Source organism: Streptomyces sp. NPDC047042 (assembly GCF_040644035.1).
Classification (GTDB): Bacteria; Actinomycetota; Actinomycetes; order Streptomycetales; family Streptomycetaceae; genus Streptomyces.
In genome coordinates this window covers 302,463-326,771 of the sequence record NZ_JBEYVP010000004.1, presented here as the reverse complement: position 1 = coordinate 326,771, position 24,309 = coordinate 302,463, and the positions used below count along the sequence as shown (strand labels likewise).

Sequence of the window (24,309 nt, the reverse complement as noted above, 5' to 3'; positions counted from 1 at the left end):
CGGCATCACCAATCCGACCGGCGACACCTTTGCGCGACTAGTCGCGCTGATCGAGGGGGGTCGGCTCAAGCCGATGCTCGAGGCGTCAGCGCAGCCCCCGAGGATGGGACGGGTAGGGGCGGCGGGGGCGAGGAAACTATGGGGTCGTCTGGTGATGGCGGCCCAGCGGGATCACCATCGGGGTGGCGCTGACCGGGTCCAGGGTGATGCGGCACGTCAGGTCGAAGACGTCCTCCACCGTTTCCGCCGTGATGACCTCGCTCGGCTGGCCCTCCGCCACGATTCGGCCCGACTTCATGGCGACGACGTGATCGGCGTACCTGCAGGCCTGGTTGAGGTCGTGCAGGACCATCACGACGGTGCGGTTCTCGCGTCGGTTGAGGTCGGTGATCAGGTCCAGGACATCGATCTGGTGGGCCAGGTCGAGATACGTCGTCGGCTCGTCCAGGAGGAGGACGGGCGTGCCCTGGGCGACCGCCATCGCGATCCACGCCCGCTGCCGCTGACCGCCGGACAGCTCATCCACCGCGCGATCGGCGAGGTCGGTCATGTTGGTCGCGGCGAGCGCCTCGTGCACGGCCTCCTCGTCGGTCTTCGACCACTGGCGCCACCATGTCTGGTGCGGTGAACGGCCCCGGTTGACCAGGTCGAGAACCGTCAACCCCTCGGGGGCGACCGGGCTTTGGGGCAGGATGCCCAGGCGCTGCGCCAACTCCCGCGTGGGGATGGACTGGAGGGCCCGGCCGTCCAGGTGGACGGCCCCCTCGCGGGGTGCGAGCAGCCGGGCCAGCGCACGCAACAGCGTCGACTTTCCACAGGCGTTGGCCCCGACGATGGCAGTGATACGGCCGGGCGGGACGGCCAGGTCGAGGCCGTCGACGACCACCCGGTTGTCGTACGACAGCCGCAGCCCCTTCGCCCTCAGGTCCGGCTCGGCGGCCGGCTCCGGGGTGCGGGGGAGGGGATCGGCCGGCATGGAGTCCGCGGTGGTCGTCCTATTGGTCGTGGTCGTGGGGTCCGTCGACATGGGGATCAGCCTCCTGAACCCGCGCGGTTGGCGCGGACGAGCAGCCAGAGCAGGATGGGCGCGCCGAGCACGCCGGTGACGATTCCGACCGGCAGTTCCGTGCCGGAGATGAGCGTACGGGCGATCATGTCGCTGCCCAGGACCATCAGCGCCCCGGTCAGTCCCGAGGCGAGCGTGGGCGGCCAGGCGGTGCGTGCGAGGCGCTGGGCGATCTGCGGGGCGGCCAGCGCGACGAAGGCCACCGGTCCGGCGGCGGCGGTCGCGAAGGCGATCAGGCCGACGCCGGAGAGCAGGATGGCGAGGCGAACGGGCTGTACACGGGTGCCGAGGCCGGTGGCGACGTCGTCGCCGAGCTGGAGTGTGCGCAGCAGCCGGCCGAGCAGCAGTGCCGTCGGCAGGAGCACCGCCAGGGCGACGGCGAGCGGACCGACGTCCGACCATGTACGGCCGTTGAGGTTGCCGACCAGCCAGCCCAGCGCGGCCTGGGCCTGGAACCGGCCGCCCTTGGCGACCAGGTAGTCCGTGGCGCTCGTACAGATCCAGGCGACGCCGATACCGACCAGGATGATCCGGTAGCCGGTGGTGCCGCGTCGCCAGGCCAGGGCGTAGACGAGGAGAGCCGTGGTCAGCGCGCCGAGCAGGCCGAGGGTCTGGGTGCCGAGGCCGCCGTCCCAGCCCAGGACGATGCCCGCGACCACGAACGTGCCCGCGCCCTGGGTGAGGCCGATCATGTCGGGGCTGGCCAGCGGATTGCGGGTCATGGTCTGGAAGAGCCCGCCGGACACCCCGAACGCGATCCCGGCCAGCAGCCCCACGAGCGAGCGCGGCAGCCGCAGTTCCTGGACGACGAGCACGGTACCGGGGTCGCCAGTGCCGACCAGGGCGCGTACGACGTCGGTGAAGGCGATCGGGTAGTCGCCGATCGTCAGGCTCCAGCAGAAGAGGAGGAAGGCCGCGATGGCGAGCAGCGTGGCGACCGTCACCAGGCGGGGGCGCAGGATGCCGGAGATCGGGGGGAAGGCCAGGCGGTAGGTGCGGACGGGTGCCGAAAGCGACTTGGCGGAGGACGGCTTGGCGGAGGAGGACTTGGCGGAGGGGGACTTGGCGGGGGAATCCGAGGTCGTCTTCATCGTCAGGCCTCCGCCAGCTTGCGTCGTCGGACCAGGGCGATGAAGAACGGTCCGCCGATGAACGCGACGACGATCCCGGCCTGGACCTCGACCGGCCGGGCGATCATCCGGCCGACGATGTCCGCCGAGAGCAAGAGACAGGGTGCGAGCGCCGCCGACAGCGGCAGCAGCCAGCGCTGGTCCGGGCCGATCCCGGCCAACTGGGCCAGCACCCGGGCGACGTGCGGCACCACGAGCCCGATGAAGACCACCGGGCCGATGACCGCGACGGCCGCCCCGGTGAGCAGAGTGACCGCGGCGACACCGCTGAGCCGGACCAGGCCCAGGCGCCGCCCCAGGGAGGCCGCGACGTCCTCGCCGAGCGCCAGGCTGTTGAGGGCGGGCGCGCAGCCGAGCGCCAGTACGGCGCCCACGAGCAGGAAGGGCAGGATCCGCAGCACGGTCGCCCCGTCCTGGTCGGCCATCGAACCGGCGGTGAAGAACCGGTAGCGGTCGAGTGCGTCGGGGTCGGTCAGCGCGATCGCGCTGGTCAGGGAGTTGAGCAGGGAGGACACGGCGATTCCGGCGAGGGCCAGTTTCACCGGGGTGAGCCCGGACCTGCCGAGCCGGCCGAGCAGATAGACCAGCACGCTCGTCACCAGCGCGCCCGCGAACGCGAACCAGACATAGCCGTAGAACGAGCCGAGCCCGAACACCCCTACGGCCAGCACGATCGCGAACGAGGCACCGGCGGTGACGCCGAGGATTCCCGGGTCGGCGAGCGGATTGCGGGTCAGCGCCTGCATGAGCGCGCCCGACAGTCCGAGCGCCGCCCCGGCCGCGAGGCCGAGTGCCGTCCGGGGTACCCGCGCCGACCAGATGACGTTGTCCACGAAGCGGCTGGGCGCGTCACCGAACAGTGCCCGCACCACCTGATCGGGCGGAATGCTGGCCGCGCCGAGGGCGAGTGACAGAAGACACAGTCCGAGCAGGACGGCGCCCAGCACCGCCACCAGAAGTACGGGGCGAACCCTTCTGCCCCGCGTCACCGTGCGGTTTCCAACGGAGAACTCCCTTAGGTTAGGCAGGCCTTAATAGTAGGGGTGGGAAGCGTCTCCGCCGAGACTGGGGTCTTTTGGTTAGGTAATGCTTACCTTAGTATGGCCTGCGGTCCTCCGGCTCAGCCGGTCCGTACACCATGGAGGCACGTCGCCTGTGTCCGGTTTCGAAGTTCGTGTGCCCGGTATCGACGACGCGGAAGGCGCGATCCCGGCCTTCTGGCGGCGGTGCCTCGAACCGCTCCCGCAGGAGACCGCGCTCCCGGTCGACTTCCCCTACCCGCTGCACCCCACCGGTGAACGGCACACTCTTCGTCGCTCGTTGTCGGCGACGGCCGACGAACCGATCCTTCTGGCCGCGTACGCTGCCCTGCTGCACCGCTACAGCGGAGCCCCCGACCTCACCTTCGGGTACGACGGTCTGCCGCTCCGGATCGCGGTCGACGCAGGCGCCTCCTTCACGGACCTCGTACGGCAGGTGACCGAGGCGCTGGCTCAGGCGCGGGCCCACCGGGTCGAACACGCCACACTGGTCGACTGGTTGCGCCCGGACCCCACTCGGGGCGGCGGACTGCTGTTCAACACCGCGTTCGGCGACGACAGGTCCGGCGAGGCGACTGGTGAGGTGTCGGGCTACGGCGGCCGACTCGACCTCTCCCTCGCCGTGCGCGACGGCGAGCTGTACGTGACCTACCGCCAGGACCTCTTCGAGGCCGCCACCGCCGAGCGTGTCGCCGGCCACTACGCCACCCTGCTCGCCGACGCCCTGGCCAACCCGCACGCCTGTGTCGGGGAGTTGGAGCTGCTCGGCGCCGAGGAAAGCCGGCGCGTCCTGCTCGAGTGGAACGACACCGGCCATGGCGTCCCGCTGCGCACCTGGCCCGAGATGTTCGCCGACCAGGTGCGGCAGCGCCCGGACGACATCGCGCTGGTCTTCGAGGACGTCTCCCTCACCTACGCCGAACTCGACGACCGCGCGGGCCGGTTGGCGGCGGCCCTGATCGCCCGGGGTGCCGGGCCCGAGCGTGTGGTCGCCCTCGCCGTGCCCCGGTCGGCGGAGCTGATCGTCGCCGAGGTCGCCGTGCTGAAGTCCGGCGCCGCCTACCTCCCGGTCGACACCGATTACCCGGCCGACCGCATCTCCTACATGCTCGCCGACGCCGGCCCTGTCTGCCTGGTCACCACGGCCGAGGTCGCCGCGGACCTCCCGGCGAACGACGGCGTCCCTGTCGTCGTCCTCGACTCGCCGGAACTGATACGGGAGTTGACGGAACGTCAGCCCGCTGGTGCCGACCCGAGTGCGCTGACCGTCGCCAACGCCGCCTACGTCATCTACACCTCCGGCTCCACCGGCCGCCCCAAGGGTGTCGTCCTCACCCACGCCGGTGTCGCCAAGCTGGTCGCCACGCAGAGCGAGCGGTTCGGGATCGGCCCGCACAGCCGGGTGCTCCAGTTCGCCTCGCCCAGCTTCGACGTGGCGTTCTGGGACCTGTGCCTCGGCCTGCTGTCCGGCGGCCGGCTCGTCGTCGTACCGTCCGAACGCCGGGTGCCGGGACGGGCGTTGGCCGACTACGCCCACGCGCACGGCATCACGTTCATGATCCTCCCGCCCGCGCTGCTCGCCGCGATGCCCGAGGACGTCGAACTCCCGCCCGCCACCCTGCTCGCCGGCACCGAACGCGTCTCGCCCGAGCTGGTCGGACGGTACGCGCGCGGCCGGATGATGTTCAACGCGTACGGCCCGACCGAGGCGACCACCAACTCCACCCTCGGCCTGTGCGACCCCGACATCCCGTCCGGCTCGATCGTCCCCATCGGCATCCCGGACCCCGGTACGCGTGCCTACGTCCTCGACGCCCGTCTGAAGCCCGTCCCGGCCGGAGTCCCCGGCGAGCTGTACCTCGGCGGCGCCGGGCTCGCCCGCGGCTACCTCGGGCGGCCCGACCTGACCGCCGAACGCTTCGTCGCCGACCCGTTCGGGGCACCGGGGGAGCGCCTGTACCGCACCGGTGACCTGGTGCGCTGGCAGGCAGACGGGCGGCTGGTGTTCCTGGGCCGCGCCGACTCCCAGGTGAAGATCCGCGGCTTCCGTATCGAGCCGGGCGAGATCGAATCGGTCCTGCGCGCGCATCCGGCCGTGGACCAGGCCGCGGTCGTCGTCCGCGAGGACCGGCCCGGGGACCGCAGGCTCGCCGCCTACATCGTCCCGGCGCTGGACGGCGAGACCGTCCCGGACGCCACCGAGCAGGTCCGTGAGTGGAAGGACCTGCACGAACTCCTCTACGCGGCAGCCGGATCGGAGGGCGACCAGGAACAACTGGCCGGATTCCGGGAGAACTTCGCGGGATGGAACAGCATGTACGACGGGCTGCCCATCCCCGTCGAGGAGATGCGCGAGTGGCGCGCGGCCACCGTGACCCGCATCGGGGAGCTCGCGCCCCGCCGTGTGCTGGAGATCGGTGTCGGCAGCGGCCTGATCCTCTCCCGCGTCGCACCCGACTGCGCCGAGTACTGGGGCACCGACCTCTCCGAGGAAGCGGTACGCGCCCTGCGTACCCAGGTCGAGGCAGTGCCGGAACTCGCCGGCCGGGTACGGCTGTCGGCCCAACCCGCCCACGACACCACGGGGTTGCCGACCGGCCACTTCGACACCGTCGTCCTCAACTCCGTCGCCCAGTACTTCCCGAGCGCCGACTATCTGACCGAGGTCGTCCGGGCCGTGGGCACTCTTCTTGCGCCCGGCGGGCGGCTGTTCATCGGTGACGTGCGCAACGCCCGGCTGCTGCGCTGCCTGCGCGCGGCCGTCGAGAGCCGCCGTACCGGGGACCCGGAGGACAAGCAGGCCCTGCGGGCCGCAGTCGAGCGGTCCGTCGCCTGGGAGGGCGAACTCCTCCTGGACCCCGACTACTTCGCGGTCCTCGACGGGTTCGACGCCGAGATCCTCGTCAAGCGCGGCGCCCACCACAACGAGCTGACGCGCTACCGGTACGACGTGGTGCTCAGCAAGCAGGCCACCACCGCCGACAAGCCGGCGGCCACCGGTGCCGAGGTCGTCTGGAGCGGGCCCGAGGCACTCGAAGCCCGCCTGGCCGAGAGGCCCTCGCTGCTTCGGGTCACCGGCGTGCCCAACGCCCGCCTCGCCGAGGACCTGGCCGCACTGTCCGCCCTGGACGACAGCAGCCGCACGGCGGACGCCCCCGACCCCGAGGTCTTCCACGAGCTCGGCACCCGCTACGGCCTCCGGACCGCCGTCACCTGGAACGGCACCGCCGACGACGGCAGCCTCGACATCGTCTTCGCCCTCGGCGACACCCCGCTCACCGGCCTCTACCGGCCCTCGGGAACCACCCCGCACGCCAACCGCCCGGCCCCCTTCCGGGACGTCAACGCCCTGATGCGGACGCTGCGTTCGTACGCGGCCGACCACCTCCCCGAGTACATGGTCCCGGCGGCCGTGGTCCCCCTGGACCGCCTCCCGGTCACCCCCAGCGGCAAGCTCGACGCCGCCGCGCTGCCCACGCCCGACTACGGCGCCCTCAGCGCCGGGCGCCCGCCCCGCGACGCCCGCGAGGAACTCCTGTGCGCGGCCTACGCCGACGTCCTCGGACTGCGCTCGGCCACCATCGACGACGACTTCTTCGCCCTCGGCGGCGACAGCATCACCGCCATCCAGCTCCTCGTCCACGCCCGCCGCGCCGGCCTGCGCCTCAGCTCCCGGGACGTCTTCCGGCACCGCACGGTCGCCGCGCTCGCGGCAGCGGCCGGGGAAGTGGTCCAGGAGACCGCCGAGCCGGACGCCCCGCTGGTCGCCCTCACGGACGCCGAACTCGCCGAGGTTCAGGGCGAGTTCCCGGTCACCGTCGAGGAGACGCTGCCGCTGAGCCCCCTCCAGGAGGGCTTCTGGTTCCACTCCCTCGTCGACGGCGCGGACCTCGACGCGTACGTCGTCCAGCAGGCCCTCGAGCTGACCGGCCCGGTCGACGGCGAAGCCCTGCGCCGGGCCGCCCAGCGTGTCCTGGACCGGCACGCCCCGCTGCGCGCCTGCTTCCGCCGCCGCCCGGACGGGCAGCCCGTGCAGATCGTCGCCGCCGGACTCGAACTGCCCTGGCGCGAAGTCGACCTGACCGTCCACGACGGACCCGCCCGCGTACCGCTGGCCGACGCGGTCGCCGCCGCCGAACGCGCCCACCGCTTCGACCTCGCCAACCCGCCCCTCATGCGCTGCGCGCTGATCCGCCTCGATGAGCACCGCAGCCAACTGCTGCTGACGTTCCATCACATCGTCGCCGACGGCTGGTCGTTGCCCGTTCTGCACCGCGAACTGATGGCCTCCTACGGGGACACCCCGGCCGCGCTGCCGCAGCCCGCGCCCTACAGCTCCCATCTGCGCCGCCTGGCCACCGCCGACCGCGAGGCGGCCCGCACGGCCTGGCGCACGGCCCTCGCCGGGGTCGAGGAGCCCACGCGGCTCGTCGAGACGCCCGCCGACGGTACGCCCGTCGAGCCCGCGCAGATCCGCCTCGAACTGTCCGAGCGGGTGACCGCCCGACTCGCCGCGCGGGCACGCGAGCACGGAGTCACCCTGGGCACGGTCGTCCAGGGCGCCTGGGGCCTGCTCATCGGCCGCCTCACGGCACGCCAGGACGTGATGTTCGGCACGACGGTCTCGGGGCGTGACGCCGAGGTCGAGGGCATCGAGTCCATGATCGGCCTGTTCATCAACACCCTCCCGACGCGCCTGCGTTGGGAACCCTCCGACACCCTCGCCGGTCTCCTCGGCCGACTCCAGGACGAGCAGGCCCAGCTGCTGGACCACCAGCACCTCGGGCTCGCCGAACTCCAGCGCGTCGCCGGCCTCGCGGGCGCCGGTGAACTCTTCGACACCCTCGTCGTGTTCGAGAACTACCCCGCCGCGACCGACCCCGCCGACCCGACCGGCACGCTCCGGCTGACGGGCCACGAGTTCCACGACGCCGTCCACTATCCGCTCGCCCTGATCGTCAAGCCGGGCCGACGGCTCGACCTGCGGCTCAAGCACCACGCCCAGCGGCTCGACGCCGACTCCGTACGCCGGATCGCGGACCGTCTCTCCCGCATCCTGCACGCCCTCGCGGCCGACCCGGCGCAGTCCGTCGCCGACGTCGAGCTGCTGTCGGCCGAGGAACTCCTCGTCGCCCACCCGACCGGCGAACACCGGGAGATCGCCGGTACGACCCTCGCCGCGGCCTTCGAGGCGCAGGTGGCCCGCAGCCCGCAGGCGACAGCGGTCGTGTTCGAGGGTGAGACGCTCACCTATCGTGAACTCGACGCCAGGGCAGAGGTGTTGGCGGGGCAACTGGCCGCGCGGGGCACCGGCCCCGGCACGATTGTCGCCGTCGCCGTACCGCGCTCCGCCGAACTGATGGTCGCCCTGCTCGGTGTCCTGAAGTCGGGCGCCGCCTACCTGCCCGTCGACGTGGACTATCCCGCCGACCGGGTCGCCCACATGCTCGCCGACTCCGGTGCCGCCACCGTCGTGACCACCTCGGCGACCGCACCCCGGCTGCCTGCCGGACCCACCCTCCTGCTGCTCGACACCCCGTCCGAGGACGTGCCCGAGCAGGAGACCGCCCGCCGCGCCCACCCCGACGACCCGGCCTACCTGATCTACACCTCCGGCTCCACGGGCCGCCCCAAGGGGGTCGTCGTCACCCACCGGGCCGTCGTCAACCGGCTGGCGTGGATGCAGGGCGAGTACCAGCTGACCGCCGGTGACCGGGTGCTGCAGAAGACCCCGGCCAGCTTCGACGTCAGCGTCTGGGAGTTCTTCTGGGCGCTGTGCGAGGGCGCCGCCGTGGTCCTCGCCCGCCCGGACGGACACCGCGACCCCGCCTATCTCGCCGGACTCATCCGCGAACAGGGCATCACCGCACTGCACTTCGTGCCCTCGATGCTGGAGGCCTTCCTCCAGTCCGAGGAGATCACCGCCGACCCGACCTGGGCCGCGTCCCTGCGTCACGTCTTCAGCAGCGGCGAGGCGCTGCCCGGCGCCGCCGCCGCCCGCTGGCGCGAGCTGACCGGCGTACCGCTGCACAACCTGTACGGGCCCACCGAGGCCGCCGTCGACGTGACGTACCACCCCTACGACGGCGCACCCGGCACCACCGTGCCCATCGGGCGCCCGGTGTGGAACACGGGTCTGCGCGTCCTGGACGCCTGCCTGCGGCCCGCGCCCGAAGGGGTGCCCGCCGAGCTGTACCTGACGGGTGTTCAGCTGGCGCGCGGCTATCACGCCCGGCCGGAGCTGACCGCCGAGCGGTTCGTCGCCGACCCGTACGGGGAGCCCGGCGCGCGCATGTACCGCACCGGTGACCTCGTGCGCCGCCGCGCCGACGGGGTGATCGAGTACCTCGGCCGCACCGACCGCCAGGTGAAGATCCGCGGCAACCGGATCGAACTCGGCGAGATCGAGGCCGCGTTGAGCCGCACACCGGCGGTCGCCCAGGCCGCCGTCACCGTGAACGGCGGCCAGCTGGTCGCGTACGTCGTGCCGGTCCGCGACGCCGACGTCCCGCCGCCCGCAGAGCTGCAGGCCGCGCTGGCCCAGGAACTGCCCGCCGCCGTCATCCCGGCCGCCTATGTCGTCCTCGACGCCCTGCCGCTCACCCCGAGCGGCAAGCTGGACCGGGCCGCACTGCCCGCGCCGGAGGCGGTACGGGCCGAGAGGCGCGCCCCGCGCAACGAGCGGGAACACGCCCTCGCCGGGATCTTCGCCGCCGTACTGAAGCTCGAGGACGTCGGCATCGACGACGACTTCTTCATGCTCGGCGGCGACAGCATCACCTCCATCGGCGTCTCCAGCCGCGCCCGCCGGGCGGGCCTCGACCTCAGCCCGCGTGACGTCTTCGAACACCGCACCCCGGCCGCCCTCGCCGCAGCCGCGGCACCAGTGGCTGAAGGGGCCGTCCTTCGCTCCTCGTTCGCGCTCACGGCCGAGGAGGCCGAGCGCGTCCACCGGCTCAGCCCCGCCCCCGTCGAGGACATCTGGCCGCTGGCCCCGCTCCAGGAAGGCCTGTTCTTCCACTCCACGTACGACGACAGCGCCCTGGACGTCTACACCGTCCACGAGTCCTTCGACCTCGCCGAAACCGTCGACACCGCCCGATTCCGTACCGCCGTACGGGTGTTGCTGGACCGCAACCCCAGCCTGCGCGCCGGGTTCACCAGTGAAGGCCTGCGCCAGCCGGTGCAGTTCATCGTGCGCGACCCCGAGATCCCCCTCGAAGAGGTAGACCTCTCCGGGCTGCCGGAAGCCGAACAGGACGTACGGCTGCGTGAGTTGACCGACGCCGAGCGCTCCCGGCGGTTCGACCTCACCCGGCCGCTGCTCTTCCGTATGCTCCTCGTCCGCCTCGGCGCGGACCGGGGTGACCGGCTGGTCGTCGGGCGCCATCTGCTCCTGTGGGACGGCTGGTCGGCATGGCTCTTCCTCGACCAGCTCTTCGCCCTGTACGAGAACGGCGGCGACGCCGGCACCCTGCCCGCCCCCGGCAACTACCGTGACTACCTCACCTGGCTGGAGGTCCAGGACACGGCCGTCGCCACCGGCGCCTGGCGCCGTGCCCTCGCCGGACTCGACGAGCCCACCCTGCTCGCCGCCGCCGACCAGGGCCTGGAACCGGACATCCCGGAGAGCCTCGACGTCCTCGTCCCGGACGAGGTGGGCGAGCGGCTGCGCGCCATCGGGCGGCTCCACGGGCTGACCCTCAACACCGTGCTCAACGCGGCCTGGGGGCTCACCCTGGCCAGCGCGACCGGCCGCACCGACATCGTCTTCGGTACGACCGTCGCCGGCCGGCCGAGCGAGGTGCCGGACATCGAGAACGTCATCGGCATGTTCCTCAACACCGTCCCCGCCCGCATCGCCTACGACCCGGCCGAGCCGGTCCTCGGACTGCTGCGCCGCGTCCAGGACGAGCGGCTCGCCGTCATGCCGTACGAGTACCTCGGCCTCGGGGTGCTCCAGGCCGAGACCGGGCACCGGCGGCTGTTCGACACACTGTTCGTGCTGCGCAACAACGACACCGAGGACCGGCTCGCCGAACTCAGCGACCGGCACGGCGCCACCGCAGTCGCCAACGTCGACGCGACCCACTACCCGGTCAACCTCGTCGTCACCCCGGGCCGGTCCATCCAGGTCACCCTGACCCACCGGGCCGACGTCATCGCCCGCCCTCAGGCGCAGGACCTCCTGGACCGCTTCACCCTTCTCCTGGACCGCCTCACCCTCGACCTCGACGCCCCGGTGGGCGGCCTCGACCCACTACTGCCCGCCGAGCAGGCCGAGTTGGAGCGGGAGCGGGCCGCCGGACGGGTCCCCGAGCCCACGGAGACCATCGCCGACCTGCTGGCCGCGCAGGCCGCCGCCACGCCCGACGCCACGGCCGTCGTCTTCGGCGACCGCACCCTCACCTACGCCGAACTCGACACCCGTATCAACCGGATGGCCCGGCTGCTGATCGCGCGGGGCGCCGCCCCCGAGCGGGTCGTCGCCCTCGGTCTGCCCCGCTCCCTCGACATGGTCGTCGCCCTGTTCGCCGTACTGCGCACGGGCGCCGCCTATCTGCCGCTGGAACTCGACTACCCCGACGACCGGCTCGCCGCGATGCTCGACGACGCCCGGCCGACGATGCTGCTCTCCACCGCCGCCGTGTCGGCGCGGCTGACGGGCGACACACCGCGCGTGCTGCTCGACGACCCGGCGATCGACGCCGAACTCGACGCCCTGTCGGGCGACTTGGTCTCCGTGGCGTTCAGCCTCGAACACCCCGCGTACGTCATCTACACCTCCGGGTCCACCGGCCGCCCCAAGGGCGTCGTCACGCCGTACCGGGGTCTGACCAACATGCAGCTCAACCACCAGAAGGAGATCTTCGAACCGGCGATCGCGTCGGCGGGCGGACGCAGGCTGCGCATCGCGCACACCGTGTCCTTCGCCTTCGACATGTCGTGGGAGGAGCTGCTCTGGCTGGTCGAGGGACATGAAGTCCACATCTGCGACGAGGAGTTGAGGCGCGACGCCGAGGCGCTGGTCGCCTACTGCGAGCGCCATCGCGTCGACGTCGTCAACGTCACCCCGACCTACGCCCATCTCCTCATCGAGGAAGGTCTGTTGGAGGGCCACCGGCCGCCGCTGGTGCTGCTCGGTGGCGAGGCCGTGTCCGAGACGGTGTGGAACCGGCTGCGCGACACCGAGGGCACCTACGGCTACAACCTCTACGGGCCGACCGAGTACACCATCAACACCCTCGGCGGCGGCACCCTCGACAGCGCCACACCCACCGTCGGCCGTCCGATACGCGGAACCCGCGCCCACATCCTGGACGCCTGGCTGCGCCCCGTGCCGGAAGGCGTGCCGGGCGAGCTGTACATCGCCGGCATCGGTCTGGCGCGCGGCTACCTCAACCGGCCGTCCCTCAGCGCCGAGCGGTTCGTCGCCGACCCGTTCGGCGAACCCGGCGAGCGCATGTACCGCACCGGCGACCTGGTCCGCCGCAACCCCGACGGCAATCTCGACTTCCTCGGCCGCACCGACGACCAGGTGAAGATCCGCGGCTACCGCGTCGAACTCGGCGAGATCGAGACCGCCCTCGCCCAGCACGACCGGGTCGCCCACGCCGCCGTGATCGTCCGCGACGAACGCCTCGTCGGATACGTCGTTCCCGCTCAACTCGCGGGCGGCGACCGGGATTCGGCGGAGCGCGACCAGGTCGGTGAATGGCAGGAGATCTACTCCGACGAGTACGAGGAGATCAGCACCGCCGTCTTCACCGAGGACTACGCGGGCTGGGACTCCTCCTACGACGGACAGCCCATCCCCTTCGACCACATGCGGGAGTGGCGCGAGGCCACCGTGGAGCGCATCCGCTCCCTGAAGCCGCGCCGCATCCTGGAGATCGGTGTCGGCTCCGGCCTGCTGCTGTCCAAGCTGGCCCCGGAGGCGGAGGCCTACTGGGCCACCGACTTCGCCGCCCCCGTCATCCGCAAGATCGGTCAGGAGCTGCTCCAGGACCCGGAGCTGGCCGCCCGGGTCACCCTCCGCGCCCAGCCCGCCGACGACCTCACCGGCCTGCCCGACGACGGCTACTTCGACACCATCGTCATCAACTCCGTCATCCAGTACTTCCCCAGCATCGACTACCTGACGTCGGTGATCCGGGGCGCGATGAAGCTGTTGGCCCCCGGCGGCGCGCTGTTCGTCGGCGACGTCCGCAACCTGCGGCTCGCCCGCGCCTTCCAGACCGAGATCCAGGAGGCGAAGGGCCTCACCGGCGACGCGCTCGCACGGGCCGTCGAACGCGGGCTGCGCCTGGAGAAGGAACTCCTCGTCGACCCGGACTACTTCACCACCCTCGGCTACGGCGTCGACCTCCGCACCAAGCAGGCCCGCCACCACAACGAACTCACCCGCTACCGCTACGACGCCGTCCTGTACGCCGCCGAGCCGGGCCTGCGACTGGCGGATGTTCTCGCCGTTCCCTTCGACACGATCGGACAGGGCCTGGACAGCGGCGATCTGGCCGGTGGGCTGACCGAACTCCCGGTACGCCTCACCGGCGTCCCCGACGCCCGTATCGGCACCCCCGGCGGAGTCGACCCGGAGACCCTGCGCGACCTCGCCGCAGGCCTCGGGCACCGCGTCCTGACCACCTGGTCCGGCGAAACCGGCACCTACGACGCCGTGTTCGTCCCCGGCGAGGTGCCCGCGCTGACCGCCGGGCTCTACCTCCCCGGCGGCGGAGCGGCCCCGTACGCCAACTCCCCGACGGCGGCCCGCGACGCCAACAGCCTGATCCGGCAGCTCCGCGACGACCTCAAGCAGCGGCTGCCCGAGTACATGGTCCCCGCCGCGTTCGTCACCCTCGACCGGCTGCCCATGAACGACAACGGCAAGCTGGATGTGCGCGCCCTGCCCGACGCCGAACCGGCCGTCGCCCTCGGCACCGGCCGGGGACCGCGCACCCCTCGCGAAGAGGTGCTCTGCCGGCTCTTCGCCGAGGTGCTCGGCCTGCCCGAGGTCGGCGCCGAGGACGGCTTCTTCGACCTGGGCGGCCACTCCCTGCTCGCCACCCGTCTGATCAGCCGCGCCCGTACCGAACTCGGCGCCGAACTCGCCATCCGGGATCTGTTCGAGGCGCCCACGCCCGAGCAGCTCGCGGCCCGCGCCGACACCTCACGCCCGGCCCGCCCGGCCGTGGCTCCCGCCGCCCGGCCCGAGCGCATCCCGCTCTCGGCCGCGCAGCGCCGCCTGTGGCTGGTCGAACGGATCACCGGCAGCGGCGTCGCCTACAACTTCCCGCTGGTCTTCCGTCTCCGGGGTGACCTGGACCTCGACGCGCTCCGGGCCGCCGTACGGGACGTGGCGGGACGCCATGAAGCGTTGCGCACTCTGTTCCCCGAGCAGGACGGTGAGCCGTACCAGCTGATCGTTCCGGCGGCCGAGGCCGACCCCGGGTTCACCATGAGCGACTGCGGGGAGGGCGAGCTGCCCGAGCGGATCGAGGCGGCACAGCGCCGGCCCTTCGACCTCACCGGCGAACTCCCGTTGCGGTGCGAGGTGTTGCGGGTCGGACCGGCCGACCATGTCGTGGCCGTGGTGCTCCACCACATCACCACCGACGAGTGGTCCGACCGTCCCTTCCTGGCCGACCTCACCACCGCCTACCGGGCCCGGCGCGCGGGCCGCGCCCCCGAGTGGGCGCCGCTGCCGGTCCAGTACGCCGACTACACCCTCTGGCAGGACGAGCTGCTCGGCCAGGTCGGCGCTGGCCAACTCGCCCACTGGGCCGAGACCTTGCGCGACCTCCCGGAGGAGCTGCGGCTGCCCCTGGACCGGCCTCGCCCGGCCGAGCCCACCGGGCGGGGCGGCAAGGTCCGCCTCGAGCTGCCCACGGACACCGGTCGCGCCCTGCGCGAGCTGTCGGGTGCCACCGGCGCCAGCATGTTCATGCTGTTCCAGGCCGCGACGGCCGCGCTGCTGCACCGCCTCGGCGCCGGGGACGACATCCCCCTCGGCGCCCCCATCGCGGGCCGCACGGACGATGCCCTCGATGATCTGGTCGGCTTCTTCGTCAACACGCTCGTGCTGCGCACCGACGTGTCGGGCGAGGACCTGACGTTCCGTCAACTGACCGCGCGGGTACGGGAGTCGTCCCTGGCCGCGTTCGAGCACCAGGACCTGCCCTTCGACCAGGTCGTCGAGGCCCTCAACCCGGCCCGGGTGGCGGGGCGCAACCCGCTGTTCCAGGTCATGCTGGGCTACCACTACCGCCCCGACGGCGACCCGGACGTCCTCGGCATGGCGACCGAGTGGTTCGACATGGACACCGGCATGGCCAAGTTCGACCTCCACTTCACCTTCGTGGACGAGTCGGACCGGCTGGTCCTTCTCCTGGAGTACGCGACCGACCTCTGCGACGAACCGACGGCCACCCGGACGGCGGGGCGTCTGGTGCGGCTGCTCGAGCAGGTGGCGAGCCGCCCCGACGTGCTGGTGCGGGACCTGGACGTGCTGGAGGAGTCCGAGCGGGGGGCCGTTCTGGGCGACTGGAACGACACCGCCCGTGAAGTGCCCGCCACGAGCCTGCCCGAGTTGTTCCGGGCCCAGGTGGCGCGTACGCCGGACGCCCTGGCGCTGGTGTTCGGCGAACAGCGGCTGACGTACGCCGAGTTGGACCAGCGGGTCGAGCGGACGGCCCGCGTCCTGGCCGGCCTGGGAGTGGGCCCGGAGCGCACGGTCGCGGTCGCGCTGCCGCGCTCGGTGGAGCTGGTGGTCGCGCTGCTGGCCGTGCACCGGGCCGGCGGGGCGTATCTGCCGCTGGACGCCGACTACCCGCAGGAGCGGCTGGACTTCATGCTCGCCGACGCCCGCCCGGTGACGGTGATCCGGGACGCCCTCCCCGAGGGGCCGGCCGATGGTGAACTCCCGGAGTCCTACGACCCGTCGAGCCCCGCCTACGTCATCTACACCTCCGGTTCGACCGGCACCCCCAAGGGCGTCGTCGTGCCGCACCAGGGCATCGTCAACCGGCTGCTGTGGATGCAGGCGGAGTACGGCCTGACCGGCGACGACCGCGTGCTCCAGAAGACGCCGTCCAGCTTCGACGTGTCGGTGTGGGAGTTCTTCTGGCCTCTCATCACCGGCGCGGCCCTCGTGGTCGCCAGGCCCGAGGGGCACAAGGACCCCGTCTATCTGGCAGAACTGATCCAGGAGCAGGGCGTCACGACCGTGCACTTCGTGCCGTCGATGCTCCAGCTGTTCCTGGAGGAACCCACGGCGGCCGGCTGCCTGGGGCTGCGGCGCGTGATGTGCAGTGGGGAGGCGCTGCCCGACGAGCTGGCACAGCGGTTCCGCGCCGTACTGCCGGCCGAGCTGCACAACCTGTACGGGCCCACGGAGGCGTCGGTCGACGTCACGGCGGCCCAGGTGACCGAGCTGACCCGCCGGGTGTCGATCGGGCGGCCGGTGTGGAACACGCGTGCGTATGTTCTCGATGGCGCGCTGCGGCCGGTTCCGCCGGGTGTGGCGGGAGAGCTGTATCTGGCCGGTGTGCAGCTGGCCCGTGGCTATCTCGGCCGCCCGGGGCTCACGGCGGAGCGGTTCACAGCCGACCCCTTTGGTGAACTCGGTTCACGCATGTACCGCACGGGTGACCTGGCACGCTGGACAGCAGAGGGAACACTCGAATACCTGGGCCGCACGGACGACCAGGTGAAGATCCGCGGTTTCCGTGTCGAGCTGGGGGAGATCGAGTCCGCCCTCGCCCGCCACGGCTCTGTCGCCCATGTCAGCGTGGTCGCCCGCGACCAGCGGCTCGTCGCCTACGTCGTGCCGACCGGCGACGCCAACCTGGGGACCGCCGCCCTCGCCACCGCCGCGCTCGACACCGCAGCCCTCCGCCGGCACGCGGCCACCGCGCTCCCCGAGCACATGGTCCCCGCCGCCTTCGTCGCCCTGGACGCGCTGCCCCTCACCCCCAACGGCAAGCTCGACCGCAAGGCCCTCCCCGCCCCCGACTTCTCGGCGGCGGCAACGGCGGCCGGCACCGGCACCGGCACCGGCACCGGCGAAGGCCTGCCACGCACCCCGCGAGAGGAGATCCTCTGCGGCCTCTTCGCGGACGTACTGGGCCTCGAACACGTCGGCATCCACGACGACTTCTTCACCCTCGGCGGACACTCCCTCATCGCGATGCGACTGGCCGCCCGCGTCCGTGCCGCCCTCGCCACCGAGGTCTCGCTGCGCACGGTGTTCGAGGCACCCACCGTCGCCCGGCTCGCCGAGCGCCTTCGGGAGGAGGGCCAGGACAACGGCGGCGCCCGACTGCCCGTACTCGCACCGGCCGAGCGGCCGGAGCGGCTCCCGCTCTCCTTCGCCCAGCAGCGCCTGTGGGTGCTGTACCGGGTGGAGGGCCCGAGCGCCACGTACAACATCCCGCTCGCCTGGCGGCTCACCGGGCGGCTCGACGCCGACGCGCTGCGACTGGCCGTCGACGACCTGGTGGCCCGGCACGAGCCGCTGCGCACCGTCTTCCCCGAGGAGGACGGCCGGGCGTACCAGCGGATCCTGGAGCCACGCGAGGCCCGCGTCGAAGTGGCGGCCGAGACCGTCCGCGACGAGGCGGAACTCGCCGAGCGGCTCACCGAGGCCGCCGGGTACGGCTTCGAACTGGACCGGGAGGCGCCGCTGCGCGTCCACCTCTTCCGTACCGCCGAGGACGAGCACGTACTGCTGCTCCTGCTCCACCACATCGCGGGCGACGAGTGGTCCGACGCGCCGCTCACCCGCGACCTGGCCGCCGCCTACGAGGCGCGCGCGGCCGGCCGTGCGCCGCAGCGGGCGCCGCTGCCGGTGCAGTACGCCGACTACAGCCTGTGGCAGCGGGCGATGCTCGGCGACGAGAAGGACCCCGAAAGCCTCGCCTTCGGGCAACTCGCCTTCTGGAAGCGGACCCTGGCCGGGCTCCCCGAGGAACTCGCGCTGCCCGCCGACCGGCCGCGCCCGCTGGAGGCCAGCTACCGAGGTGGCACGGCTGACATCGCCCTGGACCCGGAACTGACCGCCCGACTGCGCGAGTTGGCCCGGTCGAGCAACGTCAGTATGTTCATGATCGTCCAGGCGGCGGTGGCGGCCCTGCTGACCCGGCTCGGCGCCGGTACGGACATCCCGCTCGGCAGCCCGATCGCCGGACGTGGCGAAGAGGCCCTGGAGGACCTGGTCGGGTTCTTCCTCAACACCCTGGTGCTGCGCACCGACACCTCGGGCGACCCCGCCTTCCGCGAACTGCTCGCCCGGGTGCGGGAGACCGACCTGGCGGCCTTCGACCACCAGGACGTTCCGTTCGAGCGGGTGGTGGACGTGCTCAATCCCGCCCGTTCGCTGTCCCGGCATCCGATCTTCCAGGTCATGGTCGTCTACCTGGCCGCGGGCGTCGACAAGGGCGGCTTCCCGGGACTGGAGTCCCGTCGGGAGGAACTCGGCGCGACCGGCGCCAAGTTCGACCTCTCCTTCGACTTCGTGGAACGCGCCGGCGGGAACGGCGTCGACGGTGTCCTGGAGTACAGCGCCGACCTCTTCGACGCCGCGACGGCGGAGGCGATCGGCGAGCGCCTGGTCCGCCTCCTGCGGGCGGTCGTCGTCGCCCCGGACACTCCGATCGGCCGGATCGACATCCTCGGCACCGCCGAACGCCACCGGATCCTCACCGAGTGGAACGCCCGGCCGCTCATCGCCGAGCCGACCACCGTACCGGCCCTCTTCGAGCGCCAGACCGCGCTGTCCCCGGACGCTCCCGCCGTGGCCTCCGACGGCATCGAGCTGACGTACGCGCAGCTCAACGAGGAGGCCAACCGCCTCGCCCGGCTGCTCGTCGCGCGCGGCGCGGGCCCCGAGCGGCTCGTGGCGCTCGCCCTGCCCCGGACAGCCCGCACACTGCTGGCCGTCCTCGCCGTACAGAAGGCGGGCGCCGCTTATCTTCCGCTCGACCCCGACGCCCCGACCGGCCACCTCAGTGACACCCTCGACGACGCCCGCCCGGTGCTGACGCTCACCACGCGGGACATCGCGCGGCGGCTGCCCGCAGGCGGCCCGCCGATGCTGGAGGTGGACGCCCCGGCGACCGCCGAACTGCTCGCCGCCCAGGACACGACCGACCTCCTCGACGGCGACCGCCTCGCCCCGCTCACCCCGCGCCACCCGGCGTACGTCATCTACACCTCCGGGTCCACCGGCCGCCCCAAGGGCGTGGTCGTCACCCACGAGACCGTAGGCAACCTCTTCCACAGCCACCGCGAGACGCTCTACGCACCGGCTAAGTCCGCCACCGGCCGAGACCGTCTCCGGGCCGGACATGCCTGGGCGTTCTCCTTCGACGCCTCCTGGCAGCCGCAGCTGTGGCTCCTGGACGGGCACTGCGTGCACGTCGTGTCCGACGAGACCCGCCGGGACCCGGAGCTGCTCGCGGCAGCCGTCGTCGAACACGGCTTCGACTTCCTTGAGGTCACCCCGTCGTTCTTCGCCCAGATGGCCGAGACGGGTCTCGTCCGTGACGACGGAAGCTGCCCCCTCGCCGTCGTCGGCGTCGGCGGCGAAGCCGTCCCCGTGGCGCTCTGGGAGCGGCTCGGTCGGCTGACCGGCACCGAGGCGTTCAACCTCTACGGCCCCACCGAGTCCACCGTCGACGCCCTGGTGGCACGGGTGCGCGACAGCGACCGGCCGCTCGTCGGCCGGCCCGTGGCGGGCACCCGGGCGTACGTCCTCGACGACCGCCTCCAGCCCCTGCCGCCCGGCGTGACGGGCGAGCTGTACCTGGCCGGCGGCGGACTCGCCCGCGGCTATCTGGGCCGCCCCGCGCTGACCGCCGAGCGCTTCGTCGCCGACCCGTTCGGCGCGCCGGGCTCCCGGCTCTACCGCACCGGCGACCTGGCCCGCTGGACCGCCGACGGCCACCTGGACTACCTCGGCAGGGCCGACGACCAGGTCAAGATCCGCGGGTTCCGCATCGAACCCGGCGAGATCGAGTCCGTGCTCACGGCCGAACCGGACATCGCCCAAGCGGTGGTGACGGTACGTCAGGAAGGCGCGCGCAAGCTGCTGGTGGCGTACGTGGTCCCCGTGCCCGGTCAACTGCCCGACCCGGCGCGGCTGCGCGGCCAGGTCGGCCGGCGACTGCCCGACCACATGGTTCCGGCGGCCGTCGTCCTCCTGGACCGGCTGCCCGAACTCGCCAACGGCAAGCTGGACCGATCGTCCCTGCCCGCCCCGGACTTCGCCGCCCTCTCCACGGGCCGGGCCCCCGGAACCGAGCTGGAGAAGGCCCTGTGCGGTGTCTTCGCCGACGTCCTCGGACTGGACGAACTCGGCGTCGACGACGACTTCTTCGCGCTCGGCGGCGACAGCATCATGGCGATGCAACTGGTCAGCAGGGCAAGGGCGGCGGGCGTGCGGATCACTCCGCGACTCGTGCTGCGCCACCGCACGGTGGCCGCCCTCGCCGAAGTGGCGACCACCACCGGCTCCGCCCCCGCCCGTCCCGTGGACGACGGAACCGGCGCCGTGCCGCTCACGCCGGTCATGCACTGGCTGCGGGAACTGGGCGGCCCGTTCAGGAGCTACCACCAGTCGGCCCTCGTCCAGACGCCCGCGGCCCTGGACCGGCCGAAGCTCACCGCCGTGCTCCGCGCGCTCGCCGACCGGCACGCCATGCTGCGGGCCACTCTCGTCCGTACGGAAGCCGGCCACTGGAGCCTGGAGGTGCCCGAGGCCGGATCGGTGGACACCGGGACGTGGATCGAGCGGGTCGACGTCGCCGGACTCGACGCGGAGGGCCTGCGGGTGGTAGTCGGCGACCGTACCCACGCCGCCCGCGCGGCCCTGGACCCGGACGCGGGCGTCATGGTGCGGGCCGTGTGGTTCGACGCGGGCACCCAGCCCGGCAGGCTGCTGCTGATGGGCCACCACCTCGTCACCGACGGCGTGTCCTGGCGCATCCTGCTGCCCGACCTGGCCGCCGCCTGGACCGCCGTCGACGCCGGGCGCCCCGCCGAACTCCCGCCCGTCGACACCTCCTTCCGCACCTGGTCCCACCGGCTCGAGGAGCTGGCCCAGGACCCGGCCCACGAGGCGGAACTGCCGTTCTGGACCGGCGTACTCGAAGGGGCCGCGCCGCTCCCGCTCGACAGGCCGCTCGACCCGGTCCGCGACACGGCCGGCACGGTGCGGAACCTGGAACTGCGGCTGCCCGCCGAGATCACCGGCCCGCTGCTGTCCGCCGTGCCGTCCGCCTACACCGCGAACGTCAACGACGTACTGCTCACCGGCCTCGGCCTCGCCGTCGCCGACTGGCGCCGCCGCCACGGGGACGACGAGGGCGGCCCCGCCCTGGTCGACCTCGAAAGCCACGGCCGCGACGAGGAGTTGGCCGAGGACGCCGATCTCTCCCGTACGGTCGGCTGGTTCACCAGCGTCTTCCCGGTCCTGCTCGACCCCGGACCCGTCGACCTGGAGGCGGCCCTCGCGGGCGGCCCTGAGATCGACGACGCCCTCGCCCGGGTGCGCGCCCACCTCGGCTCACTGCCCGCGAACGGCACCGGCTACGGCATGCTGCGCCACCTCAACCCCCGTACGGCGCCCGTCCTGGCGCGCTTCGCCCCGCCGTCGATCGAGTTCAACTACCTCGGCCGCTTCGGCATCCCCGAGGCCACGGACTGGTCGTACGCCCCCGAGGAGGACGTCTCTGACATCGGTGCCGAGCCGGAGATGCGGGAGGGCCACGCCCTCGGCATCAACGTCGTCACCGAGGACCGCGCCGACGGTCCGGTCCTGGCCGCCCACTGGTCCTGGCCCGCCGCCGTCCTGTCCGAGGAGGCGGTCCGGGACCTGGCGGAGACCTGGTTCCGGGCGCTCCGGGCCCTGGTCGCCCGCGCCGAGGACCTCGACCGGCCCTGACCCCGGCCCCATCCACCACTCACTCACCCACCCCCGACAGAGGAGAGCCTTATGAGCGGCAGCAGCACCAACCCCTTCGAGAACCCCGACGGCGTCTACTCCGTGCTCGTCAACGACGAGGGCCAGCACAGCCTGTGGCCCGACTTCGTCGACGTACCGGCCGGCTGGACCGTCGTCCACGGCCCGGCGCCCCGCCAGGAGTGCCTGGACCACATCGAGACCAACTGGACGGACATGCGGCCCAGGAGCCTGGCGGAACGCATGGAACCGACCGTCTGAGCCACGACCGGACCGACTCCCCATGCTCACCACACGACTGACCAACGCCCACGTCCTCACCATGGACCCCGACCACCCCGTGGCCCACGACGTGGGCATCTGGCGGGGCCGGATCGTGGGCCTCGACGAGGCGGTGACCGGGCTGCCCGCGCGGCGGGTGGTCGACCTGCAGGGCGCGACCGTGCTGCCCGGGTTCATCGACAGCCATGTGCACCTGGCCTGGACCGGGTTCAAGGCGGCCACCCCCACGGTCGCGCCCTGCGTCCGGGTCGAGGACGTGCTCGCGGTCGTCGCCGAGGCCGCGGCGCGGGTGCCGGCGGGCGGCTGGGTGGACGTCGCGGGGTACGACCAGCGGGGGCTCGGCCGGCATCTGACGCTCGCCGAGCTCGACCGGGCCGCCGCCGGGCGCAAAGTGCTCCTGATGCACGACTCCGGACACGGCTGCGCGGTCAGCAGCCCCGTGCTGGAACTGCTGCCCGGCGTGGTCCCGCACGAGGGCGCCTTCCTCGCCGAAGGGGCCATGGGGGCGGCCCGGGCGCTTCGACTGCCGCACTCCCAGGAGGAGTTGGCGGAGGCGATCGGACGGGCCGCCCGGGCCTGTCTGGCCGAGGGCGTCACCGCGTGCGCCGAGGCGGGAATCGGCGGTGCCCTGCTCGGCAACAGCCCGGTCGAGCTGGGCGCCTACCAACTCGCCCGGGAACGCGGTCTGTTGCCCCTGCGGGTCCAGCTGATGGTGGCCGCCGACCGGCTGCACCCCGTCACCGCGCACGAGACCGACGGCATCCCGCGCGCCCTCGACCTCGGCCTGCGGACCGGCTTCGGCGACGACTGGCTGTCCGTCGGCGCGCTGAAGGTGTACACCGACGGCGGCATGATGGCCCGTACCGCCGCCCTCACCAGCCCCTACCAAGGGCTCGACACAGCGGGGCAGTTGCAGGAGGACCCCGAACTCCTCACCAGGACCATCGTGGACGGGCACCTCGCGGGCTGGCAGCTCGCCGTGCACGCCATCGGCGACCGGGCCGCCGATGTCGCGCTGGACGCGCTGGAGCAGGCGCAGCGGCTGCGGCCCCGGCCGGGCGCCCGGCACCGCATCGAGCACGCCGGGCTGATCCGGCCCGACCAGCTGCCCAGGATGGCGCGGCTCGGCGCGGCAGCCGTCGTACAGCCCAACTTCCTGCGGTACTTCGGCGACGACTACGCGTCGATCATGGGGGAGGAGCGGGCGAACTGGCTCTACCGGGGCCGGGGGTTCCTGGAGCACGGGATCCGGCTGGTGGGGAGTTCCGACCGGCCGGTGGCGGACGGGTCGCCGCTGCGTGCCGTGCAGTTCATGGTCGAACGGGCTTCCCTGTCCGGGCAGTTGATCGGGCCGGACGAAGGGATCACCGTCGACGAGGCGCTGCGCGCGTACACCGTCGAGGGCGCCCACGCCTGCCACTGGGAGGACAGCGCGGGCAGCGTCACGCCGGGAAAGCGTGCCGATCTGGTCGTGCTGGGAGACGACCCCCGAAGCGTCGACATCTCGCGCATCGGGGACATCGAGGTCGTGGCGACACTCGTCGACGGCCGGGAGAACGAGGAGAAAACGCTGTGAGCGCTCCGACGACGGACGTCATCGCCGACTACACCGAGCTGTGGCAGGACTCGCCCCACGCACCCCGCTGGGTGCTCTGGGACACCGCCGGGGACGTGCTGGTGTTCGACCGGGACGTCAACTGCCCCCTCTACATCGACGACGACGCGGTCCGGGGCGAGGTACTGCGCCGGATGCGCGCGGCGGGCGTACCGGAGAGCGCCGAGTACCCGGGCCGCCCCTGCTCCCGATAGCCGCACGAGTGCATGGGGCGG

Annotated in this window: 7 protein-coding genes; 4 read left to right on the top strand and 3 right to left on the bottom strand. The window is 72.6% G+C overall.

The features are described 5' to 3' along the window. Positions 1 to 136: 136 nt before the first annotated feature. Genes ABZ855_RS06475 through ABZ855_RS06465 form a run of 3 tightly spaced genes read right to left on the bottom strand, consistent with a single transcriptional unit; the run spans position 137 to position 3,185 of the window. Positions 137 to 976 (bottom strand): ABC transporter ATP-binding protein, encoded by an 840-nt coding sequence (locus ABZ855_RS06475; RefSeq protein WP_360801893.1) that lies wholly within the window; start codon positions 974 to 976, stop codon positions 137 to 139. Positions 977 to 1,032: 56 nt separating this feature from the next. Next, positions 1,033 to 2,157 carry an iron chelate uptake ABC transporter family permease subunit gene (locus ABZ855_RS06470; protein ID WP_360801853.1) on the bottom strand — a complete coding sequence of 375 codons (1,125 nt, stop codon included), beginning with the start codon at positions 2,155 to 2,157 and terminating at the stop codon, positions 1,033 to 1,035. Between the two features lie 2 nt (positions 2,158 to 2,159). Then, the gene (locus ABZ855_RS06465) at positions 2,160 to 3,185 is read right to left on the bottom strand and encodes an iron chelate uptake ABC transporter family permease subunit (protein WP_360801850.1); all 1,026 of its coding nucleotides are present in this window, start codon (positions 3,183 to 3,185) and stop codon (positions 2,160 to 2,162) included. 166 nt (positions 3,186 to 3,351) lie between these two features. Between ABZ855_RS06465 and ABZ855_RS06460 the strand changes: the two genes are divergently transcribed. From ABZ855_RS06460 to ABZ855_RS06445, 4 genes are read left to right on the top strand one after another with little or no spacing between them, the layout of a single operon-like run. Next, positions 3,352 to 22,179 (top strand): amino acid adenylation domain-containing protein, encoded by an 18,828-nt coding sequence (locus ABZ855_RS06460; RefSeq protein ID WP_360801847.1) that lies wholly within the window; start codon positions 3,352 to 3,354, stop codon positions 22,177 to 22,179. A 51-nt stretch (positions 22,180 to 22,230) separates the two neighbouring features. Further along, a complete protein-coding gene (locus tag ABZ855_RS06455; protein ID WP_360801844.1) occupies positions 22,231 to 22,458 on the top strand; it encodes an MbtH family protein in 228 nt (75 codons plus the stop codon). Positions 22,459 to 22,480: 22 nt separating this feature from the next. Further along, positions 22,481 to 24,055: an amidohydrolase gene (locus tag ABZ855_RS06450; RefSeq protein ID WP_360801841.1), complete on the top strand. Its 1,575-nt coding sequence runs from the start codon at positions 22,481 to 22,483 to the stop codon at positions 24,053 to 24,055. Beyond that, complete coding sequence (locus ABZ855_RS06445) at positions 24,052 to 24,288, top strand: hypothetical protein (protein WP_360801838.1); 237 nt, start codon at positions 24,052 to 24,054, stop codon at positions 24,286 to 24,288. Before ABZ855_RS06450 ends, ABZ855_RS06445 begins: the two co-directional genes overlap by 4 nt. The last annotated feature ends 21 nt before the right edge of the window (positions 24,289 to 24,309 follow it).

Coding starts and splice junctions, on each gene's coding strand:
- ABZ855_RS06475 (WP_360801893.1), bottom strand. CDS start 976: ATGCCGGCCGATCCCCTCCCCCGCACCCCGGAGCCGGCCGCCGAGCCG.
- ABZ855_RS06470 (WP_360801853.1), bottom strand. CDS start 2,157: ATGAAGACGACCTCGGATTCCCCCGCCAAGTCCCCCTCCGCCAAGTCC.
- ABZ855_RS06455 (WP_360801844.1), top strand. CDS start 22,231: ATGAGCGGCAGCAGCACCAACCCCTTCGAGAACCCCGACGGCGTCTAC.
- ABZ855_RS06450 (WP_360801841.1), top strand. CDS start 22,481: ATGCTCACCACACGACTGACCAACGCCCACGTCCTCACCATGGACCCC.